The following is a 436-nucleotide window of genomic DNA, read 5'->3' on the forward strand; positions in this document are numbered from 1 at the left end:
AGTCATGGCAGTATGAAAGATGATTTCACCAAACGTCGTAGCAGGTGCACCAAAACCAAGACCTTCAAAAACAGTCCCGTCTTCTAAGATTAAATGTCTTTTCATAAAATACCACACTCCAAAGTTGTCATGATCTAACATCAAGATAACCAACAAATTACAATTTAGTGGACAATTTCCACGGCGTCCTTGCCATCAATTTCCTGTACAAATACTTTGATTTTTTCATTCTGAGCTGTTGGAATATTTTTTCCAACAAAGTCTGCACGAATTGGCAATTCTCGGTGACCACGATCCACTAAAACAGCCAAGGCAATCGTTTTTGGACGACCAATATGAATTAAGGCGTCCAATGCTGCACGAATTGTTCGTCCAGTAAACAGTACATCATCAATCAGCACAATATTTTTTTCAGAAATGTTTAACCGTTCAGCTT

Annotated in this window: 2 protein-coding genes; both read right to left on the reverse strand. The window is 38.3% G+C overall.

Annotation, left to right across the window (positions count from 1 at the left end; translation table 11 throughout):
- The coding region (locus C1I98_RS46665; RefSeq protein ID WP_497846387.1) for a carbamoyl-phosphate synthase domain-containing protein at positions 1-141 on the reverse strand (141 nt) is incomplete at its 3' end.
- 23 nt (positions 142-164) lie between these two features.
- Positions 165-436 (reverse strand): bifunctional pyr operon transcriptional regulator/uracil phosphoribosyltransferase PyrR (gene pyrR, locus C1I98_RS46670; RefSeq protein ID WP_111172261.1); only part of this gene is annotated, 272 nt, incomplete at its 5' end.

Source organism: Spongiactinospora gelatinilytica (genome assembly GCF_003236385.1).
GTDB lineage: Bacteria > Actinomycetota > Actinomycetes > Streptosporangiales > Streptosporangiaceae > Spongiactinospora > Spongiactinospora gelatinilytica.